The sequence below is a fragment of the Micromonospora sp. NPDC002411 genome, assembly GCF_053592955.1.
This window is the reverse complement of the sequence record NZ_JBSFBM010000484.1, coordinates 1-3,832: the sequence shown is the minus strand read 5'-3', so window position 1 is coordinate 3,832 and position 3,832 is coordinate 1. Positions and strand designations below refer to the sequence as shown.

At 71.9% G+C, this 3,832-nt stretch carries 1 protein-coding gene; it reads right to left on the bottom strand.

Features of this window, described 5'->3' with window-relative positions; all coding sequences use genetic code 11:
- Positions 1-3,468, bottom strand: a 3,468-nt coding sequence (locus ACWCO3_RS32660) for an ATP-binding protein (RefSeq protein ID WP_450013773.1), incomplete at its 3' end; no start/stop codon positions are given.
- Between the last annotated feature and the right edge of the window lie 364 nt (positions 3,469-3,832).

The following is a 3,832-nucleotide window of genomic DNA, read 5'->3' as shown; positions in this document are numbered from 1 at the left end:
CGGCAGCGCGACCAGACGGCCGTCCTGCTCGCGAAGCTCGGTCAGGTCACGCACCTGCGCGAACGCGACGAGACGCTCGTCGGCCCGGTTCTCCCGCGCCACGCACTGGAAGAGGTAGACCTCCTCGTCCGACGACGGCAGGCGGGTCAGGTCGAACTTGTGCAGCCGCTCCAACTGCATCCGCTGCGCGATGTACGGGTGCAGGCCGCGGATCAGCCGGTCCTCGGTCAGCCCGGTGTCGGAGGGGCGGAAGGTGAAGTGGTGGTGCATCACCGCTCCGCCGCGACCCGCGACGGTGGTGGTGACCCGGCGGACCTGAGGCGGCAGCGGATGCGCGGCGATCACCTCGGCCAGCGCCGCCGCCATCGCGTCGAAGTCCTCCGGCTGGTTCTCCCAACCGAGGTAGATGTCGGCGTCGACGGACTCCTCGTCACCGGCCAGCTCGGCCAGCCCACGCAACGCGCTGCCCAGCGCGTCGAAGCTCACCGCGGCGGAGACCACGCTCGAATCGGCCCGCTCGGCGACCACGAACGTGCAGCCCGCGACGGCCTGGCTACGCACGCTGGTGAGCGCCTTGTTGCCGTAGTACCGCCGGGTCAGCACCTCCAGCATCACCGCGTTGTCGAGGTGGTCGCGCACGAGCCGCTGCCCGAGCAGCCGGACCAGGGGCTCGGTGCTGCGTACCATCTCGGCGATGCGCTCGGCGCGGTCCGCGGCGTCCGGCTGCGCGTCCAGGTGCCGCAGGTGACCACGGACCTCGGCGTACACCCGGGCCCGGTTGCGTCGCAGCAGTGGCTGGGCGAACCAGGCGAACACCACGCCACGGGCGAGGTCGGCGACCACGGGGAAACGCACCTGCGTCGCGGCGATCAGCCGCTCCAGCGCGAGACCGGCGGGCTCCCGCAACGACTCGTCCGGCGGGGTCTCCCGCAGCCAGGCGCGCAGCACTGTCGCGACGACAGTGGCCTCGGCGGATGCGCGCTGCTGGGCCAGGAAGATCCGGAACACGGCCGCTTCGAGCGCGGGGGAGCGCTCCAGATCGGTGACGCCGTACCGGCCGAGCGCCTTGGCGAGCCTGGTCTGGAAGGCGTCCGGCAGACCGGCCCGCTCGACGTCGAGGCTCTGCAGGTACGTGTGGAAGTACTCCCGGGCGCTGTGCACGTGGGCGCCGCCGCCGTCCTCACCGGTCGGCCGGTTACGGCTCAACTCGGCGAGGTCGGCGAACACCTCGATGAGGTCGAGTTCGGCGGCGAGCGGCCGACGACCGGCGCCGGACCGCTGGCTCGCTTCGGTGGCCTGTCGCCGCGCGGTGAGGTAACCGTCGAGCACCCGACGGTCGTCGTGCGGGTCGACGTCGAAGCCGAGCAGCAGCCCCCGCAGGTCCTCCTGACCGCGCCGGACGCGCTCGTCCGTCGGGACGTCCTCGGCGGCGGTCGGCAGGTCCAGTTCGACGGTCTCGCCGGTCGGGCCGTCGGTGGCCTCCTCGGCGTCGTCCATCAGTGGCTCCAGGCGCAGCAGCGGCGCACCCGCCTCCACCTGGCTGCCCACCGAGACGGCGCACTCCTTGAGGCGGGCCTTGAACGGCGCCCGAAGCACCGTCTCCATCTTCATCGCTTCCAGCACCAGCACCGGCGCGCCCGCCTCGACCTCCGCGCCGATCTCCAGTGGCGTGGCGACGACGAGCGCCGGCATCGGGGAGCGCAGGACGCCACCCTCGTCGCGGCTCACGCGGTGCGTCACACCGTCCACCTCGACCAGGTGGGTAGGCCCGTACGTGCCGGTGAGCAGGCGGTAGCGGATGCCGTTGACGACGATCTGGCCGGTGTGCCGGTCGAACCGGTCCAGCTCGACGTCGGCGGTGCGGACGACGGTGCCCGCCTCGATACCGACGCGGAACCGGTGTGGGCCGACCCGCGCCACCCGGGTGCGGTAGCCGACGCCGCGCAGCTTGAGGTCGAGCGGTCGGCCGCTGGAGTGCTGCACCTGCGGGCGTCCGCCGGCAGCCGTCGACAGCAGTCGCTGCCGCTCGACGCGCTCCTCCTCCTCGTACGCCTCGATGGCGGCGGCGGCCAGGGCGACCGCGCTGTGGCGGTGGGTGACGAGTCGGCCCTCGCCGCGGACGCGGTCGATCCAGCCGGTGTCCGCGCTGGCGTCGATCACCTCGGGCTGGTCGAGCAGGTCGAGCACGAAGCTCTTGTTCGTCGCGCCGCCCTCGATGATCACCGTGGTGTTCGCCATGGCCCGCCGCAGCTTGCCGAGCGCCTCGTCACGGTCGCGGCCGTACGCGATGATCTTCGCGATCATCGAGTCGAAGTCGGCGGGGATGGTGTCGCCCTCGCTGACGCCGGTGTCCACCCGGATGCCGGGGCCGCTGGGCAGGTCGAGCCGCGCGATCCGCCCCGGGGACGGCGCGAAGTCACGGTCGGGATCCTCGGCGTTGAGCCGGGCTTCGATCGCGTGTCCGCGTTCCACCGGCGGCGTGCCTTCGAGCCGCCCGCCGGAGGCGACGTGCAGTTGTGCCTTGACCAGGTCGAACCCGGTGGTCAACTCGGTGATCGGGTGCTCGACCTGGAGGCGGGTGTTGACCTCCAGGAACGCGAACAGCCGGTCCCCGGGGTGGTACAGGAACTCCACTGTCGCCGCGCCGCGGTAGCCGACCGCCACGGCCAGCCGCTCGGCCGACGTCTTGAGCTCGGCGGCCTGCGCCGCGTCGAGCACCGGCGATGCCGACTCCTCGATGACCTTCTGGTTGCGCCGCTGCACCGAGCAGTCGCGGACGCCGAGCGCCCAGGCGGTGCCCTGCCCGTCGGCGATCACCTGGACCTCGACGTGCCGGGCCCCGGTGACCAGGCGTTCCAGGAACACGATGCCGCTGCCGAACGCCCGCGCCGCCTCCTGGCTGGTCCGCTCGTAGGCGTCGTCCAGCTCGGCTTCGCTCCGGATGACCCGGATGCCGCGCCCGCCGCCGCCCGCTGTCGCCTTGAGCATCAGCGGGTAGCCGATCTCGGCTGCCGCCGTCCGGGCGGCGGCCAGGGTCTCGACGGCACCCCGGCTCCACGGCGCGACCGGAACGCCGACCTCCTCGGCGATCAGCTTGGAGCCGATCTTGTCACCGAGTTGGCGCATGGCGTCCGCGCTCGGCCCGACGAACGTGACGCCGATCTTCTCGCACAGTTCGGCGAACGCGGGATCCTCGGCGACGAAACCCCAGCCGACCCAGGCGGCGTCCGCCCCGGTCTCGGTCAGGGCGCGTTCCAGCACCTGGAGATTGAGGTACGGGCGGGCGGACGCCGGACCGAGATCGTAGGCGATGTCCGCTTCGCGGACGAAGGTGGCGGTCCGGTCGACGTCGGTGTAGAGCGCGACGGTTTCGAGCGGGATGCCGGTCTCCGCGGCCAACTCGCGGACCGCGTGGATGAGCCGCATGGCGGCTTCACCACGGTTGACGATGGCGACACGGTTGAACACCCGACTGACCCCTTAGCTAGACCTTGAACTGCGTGCCGCGAGACGACGGCTCCCAGCAGTGATCACCTTTCCGGCTGGCGGCGGCCAGCGCTATGGCGCAACCACCGAACCAACAGTCGCTCAGTTGTAGGAAGTGCACAAAACTTTTTGGCACCCAGGCGCCGGCTCCGGCAGTTGATCAAGTCGCCCCCGGGCGGTTCACGTCGACCGCAGGCCGGGCAACCGCCCGCAACAACCCGTCCGACGGTACGGCGCGCGCGGTCGCCAACGGTATCGGGATCTTCGTGGGCCGGCACATGAACTATCGGGAGGACGGTTGCACGCCGTGCGGCGCTGGTGGCACGACACCGCGGGCGGGCTCCCC